The organism is Autumnicola aciditolerans (genome assembly GCF_041679265.1).
GTDB lineage: Bacteria > Bacteroidota > Bacteroidia > Flavobacteriales > Flavobacteriaceae > Autumnicola.
Map to the genome: position 1 here is coordinate 1 of NZ_JBGFSM010000032.1, position 7044 is coordinate 7044.

The window sequence follows — 7044 nt, forward strand, 5'->3', positions numbered from 1 at the left end:
GACCAAACCTTTTTAAACAAAAATAGCAGAAAGTTCAATTTTCGCCCTCTACTCTACCCTTTGATGCCTCACAACGTCCCGGCTATCAAAAGTGGCGTGTAGGGAAGATTGCCCTTTTAATTGAACCGGCTGTTTCTTATGGAAATAAATGTAGAAAAATAGTTCTCAAAAAAGCCATTTTTGATAGCCTTTGTTGTACGCAAGCTTTTTTATTGAGTTACTAATTCCGAATTCTTGTTTTCCTTTTTAATCAAGTATAAAACTCTACCGAAATACATTAAAAAAGGTATTCCGCTTCCCAATGTAATTGCAAAAAGAAAATTGTCATAATTGCAAGCTGCGTAACTAACAATAAAGTAAGAAATCAGCATTAAAGTCAGTCCAATATAAATCCAGTTCTTTTTATTCATAATATTCTTTGAAAACAATAATGCAATTGAAATCATTTTTCCAATTAAGGAAACAAGAGCTATTAAAATCAGACTGCTCTCAAAAGGATATTCTTTCTGGAACTCAAATCCGTTTTTTATTAGAGTCGGAACACTTATAAATTCAAACATTATCATTATTCCGCCACCGTGTCCAGCAGGAACTCCAATCAGAATTATGGAATTCAGAACTAAGGTTATTATTATTGCTCTTTTTATCAATTGGAGTGAGTTTTTTAGCTTGCGTACAACGTGTTTGGCTATGGTTTCGTTGCGTGAAAATCCGCGAGGATTTTCCGCCGTAAACCGAAGATAGCAAGTTTGCGAGGACTTTCCGAGAGGAAAGTCAGAAGCAATGAACTATAGCCGGTGTTGGCTGTAGGTTTTTTATTTATTTGACTTTTCAAATTTGGAAAACGACTTTATAATATCAATATAATCATTCCAATATTCAGGATTTGATTTAGGATTCGTTTTGTCATTGTAAAAGAAAATTCTAACTATTTCATTCTCATCATTTCTCTGAATTCTGTCCTTGTCTTTAATGATTTTTTCAATCGCATTCTCCGTCAAACCTTTGTATTTTGTATAAACTGGAAATTCCGAATAAGGCATTTCTTTATGGATGCTTTCTTGCTTGTCTTTAGAATTCCAACCTAAAGGCATATATTCTCGGTTAAAGACAAACCATTCGTTATTATTATTTTTTTTCAACCCGTAGGGAAAGTTTATTCTAAAAAAATCAGTTAATGCCATTTTCTTGTTTCTTTAAATTTAATCTTCATCAAAATTTTCTTTTTCAACATCAATTCCGTTATCTGCTAAAAAATCTTCTCCGCAGTCGTTACAAATAAATTCGTTAGAGTCGTAACTCAGATTTGTTACATTATCTGAATAACATTCAGGACATTGTACTATCATAATTCAATTTTTTATGGGTTTCGTTTAACTTACAGCCAACGTTGCGGCTAAGAAACGTAGGGCTTTCGAAGCGATTACCTGTCCACCGAAACCGAAGCTTGCTAAATGAACGAACCTTGCTGAAATCCTTAACTGCCCTATGTTTTCTTAGCCATTGTTGGGCTTAGTGTTTTTTATTTCTTTTAAACTTTTCCATTCGTGTTCAATGCTTTTCATTAGTAGGGCATTGTCAAATCTGACTGTCCCTTTTGGAAAAATGGTCTCGTTTTCAAAGAAACTCGACCTTACTTCCGAAACTGTCAGCGGCTTAACTTTCCATTCATAGGTTTTCAATTCAAGTCCGTCAAAAGTCTCTCCGATCTTGTCTGGTGAATATCCTACTGCGCCTTGTTCAAAGAAGTCCGAAGCACAATTTAAATTTTCAAATACGCTGTCTTGGTTCCAATCGGTTGTCTCTGAGGCTTTGATTGAAAGAAAAGTGTCATCGTCACTTTTAAATTCTACTGAGTAATTTCCATTCTCTTCATTAACTGAGAATTCAGCAAGGTGATGTACACCTGGGAAAATTCGTCCGCCTGCAAGTGAATTTAATTTTGAAGAAGTGTCTCGTCTGGGAATGAAAACTCCTTCTTTAATCTCTCCGTTTTCTGTCCATTCAACTGCAACTCGATGAGCTCCGTTCTCTGATGAGATACCAACAGTTTTTGGAAGTCCTTTTGGTCGAATGTTCTTTAGTCTGATTAAGCAAATTCCAACAACTCCTTTGTCGTTCACAAGTTTTGGTCGAAAAGGGTCAGGCAAATATTTAGTAAGCACGTCTTTGTCAACTTGATAGTTGATTAAAATTCGTCTGTCTATTGTTCCTATGATTGTCGGAATTTTCATTTTTTTCACATTAAGCCCAACGTACCCGGCTATCAAAAGTGGCGCATTAGAAATTTAATTTTCCGCTTAGCCGGAACTTCGTTATGGAACTAAATGTAAAATATTTTCCTCTCAAAAAGCCATTTTTGGATAGCCGATGTTGTAGCATGCTTTAAGTCCGCCAGACTTTCCCGAACAGAGTTTATCGTTCCTTTTTTAGGAAAACGTTCGGCTGGCGAAATCCGTCCGATTTTTTTCATCCGACTAGAATCCGTTTTTACTTGATGAAATAGTGAGAAATTTGGTGTCCCAAAAATGACAAAAGGAGCAGATATTTTAGTTTGCTACAACGGTCTTGTGTAACGACAAGTGGCGCGGAGTAGGAGGCGAACTTGTCAGCTTAGTTGTTTTGTTTTTAATTGGTCTCTAAATTATCGAATTTTGGCAAAATACCCGCCATTTGCGTTACACGGTGTTGTAACGCGTTTTATTATCAATTTTTATTTTGAAGTATTTTACTCTCTTTATATTTTCGAAATTCTATTTCATATGGACTATACTGGTAATTAATATTTATTAATGCCAAATAGGTTATTGGTGCTCTATAAACTTTTTTCGAAAAATCTTGTTCACTATAAAATTTGACTAGGTTTTTGATCAATTTTAAATCGAGAAATCCTGATTCCATAATTTGGTACAGTCGTTTTCCAGTTTGGTACACTAATTCTTCGTTCTTATTTTCTATCGATGAGGAAATTTTATATGGGCACTGATTAAAAACTGCACTATTGACTGTGAATAAATTGAAAGAAAATTTCTGTTCCATATATTCAAAGTTCCTATTAAAATATTCTTTGAATTTCAAAGAATCATTGGTTTTGGATAGCTTTTCAAATAGTTTTAAATACTCTTCTTTCTTTCTGTTTTTAATTAATCCATCTTTAATCATTCTATCTTCCATTTCCTGCATCATTTGGTAAAAACCAACACTTTCATAATATGAGCTTTCAGTAGATTTAGAAACACAATTCTCCAGGTCATTCTCTGGTTGGGTAATCTGACCTTGTACAGACAAAGAGAAGAATATAGAAAGTAGAATTATTAAATATCTATGCATTTGATGGATTAATATTTTCAAATTTTCAATTTGGATCTTGCTTTAAAATGCGTTACAACGCCCCATATAAAAACAGTGCGATGCGAGCGTGATTGTCCGCAGAACAATCCGCTAAGCAAGCGAGCAGGGAGTTTCGATTTGAGATAGGTTTTAACATTGTTTTTATATAATGTTAGCAGCCGTTTTAAGCTTGTATTATTTTAATGTAATTGACTCCAAAACCAAAGTATCTATAAAATCTTTACCCAAATGAATTTTTAAAATCAGATAGTCTTGCCCCATCTCTGCAGAGGAGAATTGATTTTGTTGATTTTTTAAATATTCAATATCACCTTTTTGAAAGTTTTCAAAAACCATATCTATTGTATTAAAATCGTCGGGCCTAATTTCTTGAACTATAATGTTTTTATAGTCATTTCTATAATTATATAAGTAGTAAGTTTTTTCTTTTTCCAGATCATAAACAATTGATTCTAAATGATTTGCACCAGCCATTGGTAAATGATTAATCCAGCTAAATACAAAAATTAAACTGTCAGTTGTTTGCAGTTTGTTCTCTAACTTTTCGAAAATAATTTTAACAGGATTAAAATTTTCTGATTTGAAATAAAATGTATCATTATCAGATTGATTAAGGTTTTCCAATCCAGATTCCAGTTTTTGATAAAGAGCCTCCGTATGTCCGGTCAGTTTTTTTTGACTTGAACATCCTACTATAAAAATTGAAAAAATGTATATCATAAATTTTCTCATCGCCGGTGGGTTTCATTAATGGCTGCTAACGTCTCGTATAAAAACTGTGCGAGCGGGCGTGCGTGATTGTCCACAGGACAATCAGACGCAGCAAGCGAGCACTGAGATTCGGTTTGGCACAGGCTTTAGCATTGTTTTTATATTTTGTTGGCAACAGTTTGAATTTCCTTACTACTACTTTAAGAACTTAATTGAAATTGATTTCAAGTTGAGTGCTTTTCGTAATATAGGGAACTATAAATAGCTGTTCATCCTCAATGAAAATACTGGTGGTCATTTCCTTTTCAATTAAAAAATCCTTTTTTTCTAAATTTGAGCTACCCCTTTTAAAATAGGTGCAATCGTAAATATAATTATCCTTTTGAAAAATGGAGGATATACAGGAAATAGAAATTCCTTTCTTATTTTTGTAGGTGAAACTACCATTATAGAGAATAATACTATCCTGCAAAATTTCCTTTTTAAAGCTTATATCATTAACATTAAATTTATTTACTCTCTTAAGAAAATCCTTTAGATAAGTTTCCAATTCATTTTCATCTTTTCCTCCCACGTGTGTCACATTGTAACCATATACAGAGTCTTTCAAAGAATAGAATAAAAAACCTTCCTTGTCTGTTGTTTTCCAGGTGCTAGGGTAATCAACTGAAAATCCGCTATTGTTATACGTATCCCATTCAATTTTATAAGAACCAGAACCATAAAAGTAGGTCCACATTTTATGTTTATGCCCGTGTTTGTAATTCCCAAACTTTAGGGTATCGCCAGATTTGCTGTCAAAATAATGCCAAAGTCCAGTCTTGATAAGGTCTTGACTATTATTAAATTCTCCACTTACAGAAACCAGATCATTCACAACCCTATCATTCCTTTTACAAGAAATAATTATAATCGAAATTGTTATAAAAAAGTAAAAACCTCTATTCATTTGTTTTTAATCGTTTGACTTTTAGGATAATTCATTGTCTGCAAATGGTTTAAATTGTTGCCAACGTTCCGTATAAAAACTGTGCGCTGGTGAGCTTGATTTTCCGTTAGGAAAATCAGGCGCAACAAGCACGCACGGAGTTTAGAATTTGCACAGGCTTTAGCATTGTTTTTATATGCTGTTGTGAGGCGTCTTTTTAATTATCCGCAAGCCAAAACCTCCAAATTTACCGAAAAAAAAGCGCCACTTGCGGCTGAGTGATAATTCTAAAGCGTAGCTTTTTTTATTTCCCGAAGAAAACCGCAACTGCAGATCTTCTCAAATTTGCCAATTTTCGTCCGTCGCAAAGAGGTCTCAAAAATGGCAATTATCGACCTTTATTTAGCTGATCGGCACCGTTTCAAAGTCTGATTAGAGACCAAACCTTTTAAATCAAAATAGCTGAAATTTTCATTTTTTGCCCCATACTCTACCGTGAGATGCCTCACAACGTGGCGTATAAAAACAGTGCGCTTGTGAGCTTGATTTTCCGTTAGGAAAATCAGGCGCAACCAAGGGGCACGGAGTTTCGATTCGACACAGTTTTAGGCATTGTTTTTATATAGTGTTGTGAGCCGTTGTGTTTTAAAGTCCGCTGCAAAGAGGCTCCAAAAATGGCCTTTTTAGCTATTGTTCCTGGTAATCGACTCTGGCCAAAGATTCGAATTGCGCAAGCTATTACATCCAAAAATACCAAAAAAAGCGGCTGCTTGCGGCTGAGTAAGGATTCTAACCCGTAGCTTTTTTTCATCCGACCTAAAAATACCACTGCTAAAAATCCAAAAATTTCCCGACTGCGTTTCCCTCCGATTTGCAATGGCTCACAACGGTTCATATAAAAACAGTGCTGCGGGCGAGCTTGATTTTCCGAAGGAAAATCAGGCGTAGCAAGCAAAGCCTGAATTTTTGATTAATCACTGGTTTTAGCATTGTTTTTTATATGGTGTTGTAAGGCGTCTTTTTACGATCCGTCGCAAATAAGCCTCAGATTTGGCCTTTTTCGTCATTCATTTTCTTAGATCGGCTACGGCCAAAAGTCCGCTTATTCATAAGCCTGAACATCCAAATGTACCAAAAAAAAGCGCCACTTGCGGCTGAGTGAGGATTCTAACCCGTAGCTTTTTTTCTTCCCTTTAGCCTCTGCCCTGCCGATCTTCTAAAATTTGCCGTCTGAGTTTTGCTGTTGATGCCTTACAACGTCCCGTATAAAAACAGTGCGAGCTGGCGAGCTTGATTGTCCGCAGGACAATCAGGCGTTGCAAGCGAGCACGGACTTTCGAGTTGAGACAGGTTAAGCATTGTTTTTATACGTTGTTGCCATTAGTTTTTTTTGTCCGTCAAGAATAGACAATTCCGCTGGTTCTAAATACTTTATCGGCAAGTAGATTCCTTGTTTTGATTTTGTCCTAAGCGCATAGTAGGTCTTTCTTTTGAGAATTGAAACCAGATCCGAGTAATCCAAGTCAGATTTGCTCTTTTCTGACTGCACAACTATTTTATCAGGTTCTATTTTGTAACTCAAATCAAAGTTTTGGAACCACGATTTTTTGGTCAGAATAATAATTAAGGGTTTCAAAATGTAATAAATGCCGAATGCTATCATAAATCCTGCATATCCCACTCCTAGTTTAGTGTCTCCGGTGAAATATAAATTCAATCCCATTATGAGGATCAGCGGTCCGCCAATTAGTCTGACAATGGTGAAGAAAACTCCGTACCCAAAAAAGTACTCATTCAAGAATATTTTAATTCTATCAAACTGAGATAAATGTTGTGTTTTCATTTTTTAAATTAATGGCAACGTCTTGTATAAAAACTGTGCGAGCGGGCGAGCTTGATTGTCCGCAGGACAATCAGGCGCAGCAAGCGAGCACGGAGTTTCGATTCGAGACAGGTTTGAGCATTGTTTTTATACACTGTGCCTGTTGCACAAGTTAGCTAAAAGTGCTAATTTACTACATGCAAGGCAAGAAAAATTATCAGGAAAAACTCTT

9 protein-coding genes are annotated in these 7044 nt (G+C 35.4%); all 9 read right to left on the minus strand.

Annotated features, from left to right (window positions below; translation table 11 throughout):
• Nucleotides 1-209: 209 nt before the first annotated feature.
• A complete protein-coding gene (locus tag AB8M93_RS18110; RefSeq protein WP_373060291.1) occupies nt 210-650 on the minus strand; it encodes a hypothetical protein in 441 nt (146 codons plus the stop codon).
• Nucleotides 651-815: 165 nt separating this feature from the next.
• Nucleotides 816-1184, minus strand: coding sequence for a hypothetical protein (locus AB8M93_RS18115; RefSeq protein ID WP_373060293.1), 369 nt, complete (start codon nt 1182-1184; stop codon nt 816-818).
• 18 nt (nt 1185-1202) lie between these two features.
• Nucleotides 1203-1349, minus strand: coding sequence for a hypothetical protein (locus AB8M93_RS18120; RefSeq protein WP_373060295.1), 147 nt, complete (start codon nt 1347-1349; stop codon nt 1203-1205).
• A 147-nt stretch (nt 1350-1496) separates the two neighbouring features.
• Complete coding sequence (locus AB8M93_RS18125) at nt 1497-2234, minus strand: DUF2071 domain-containing protein (RefSeq protein ID WP_373060297.1); 738 nt, start codon at nt 2232-2234, stop codon at nt 1497-1499.
• Between the two features lie 472 nt (nt 2235-2706).
• On the minus strand, nt 2707-3351 hold the full coding sequence (locus AB8M93_RS18130; RefSeq protein WP_373060299.1) for a hypothetical protein: 645 nt from the start codon (nt 3349-3351) through the stop codon (nt 2707-2709).
• Between the two features lie 174 nt (nt 3352-3525).
• The gene (locus AB8M93_RS18135; protein ID WP_373060301.1) at nt 3526-4083 is read right to left on the minus strand and encodes a hypothetical protein; all 558 of its coding nucleotides are present in this window, start codon (nt 4081-4083) and stop codon (nt 3526-3528) included.
• 187 nt (nt 4084-4270) lie between these two features.
• Complete coding sequence (locus AB8M93_RS18140) at nt 4271-4939, minus strand: PsbP-related protein (protein WP_373060303.1); 669 nt, start codon at nt 4937-4939, stop codon at nt 4271-4273.
• Nucleotides 4940-5552: 613 nt separating this feature from the next.
• Complete coding sequence (locus tag AB8M93_RS18145; protein ID WP_373060305.1) at nt 5553-5945, minus strand: hypothetical protein; 393 nt, start codon at nt 5943-5945, stop codon at nt 5553-5555.
• 396 nt (nt 5946-6341) lie between these two features.
• Nucleotides 6342-6833: a hypothetical protein gene (locus tag AB8M93_RS18150; protein WP_373060307.1), complete on the minus strand. Its 492-nt coding sequence runs from the start codon at nt 6831-6833 to the stop codon at nt 6342-6344.
• Between the last annotated feature and the right edge of the window lie 211 nt (nt 6834-7044).

Excerpts from the sequence above, each read along its gene's own strand:
- AB8M93_RS18115 (WP_373060293.1), bottom strand. The coding sequence starts at position 1,184 with ATGGCATTAACTGATTTTTTTAGAATAAACTTTCCCTACGGGTTGAAA.
- AB8M93_RS18120 (WP_373060295.1), bottom strand. The coding sequence starts at position 1,349 with ATGATAGTACAATGTCCTGAATGTTATTCAGATAATGTAACAAATCTG.
- AB8M93_RS18125 (WP_373060297.1), bottom strand. The coding sequence starts at position 2,234 with ATGAAAATTCCGACAATCATAGGAACAATAGACAGACGAATTTTAATC.
- AB8M93_RS18135 (WP_373060301.1), bottom strand. The coding sequence starts at position 4,083 with ATGAGAAAATTTATGATATACATTTTTTCAATTTTTATAGTAGGATGT.
- AB8M93_RS18150 (WP_373060307.1), bottom strand. The coding sequence starts at position 6,833 with ATGAAAACACAACATTTATCTCAGTTTGATAGAATTAAAATATTCTTG.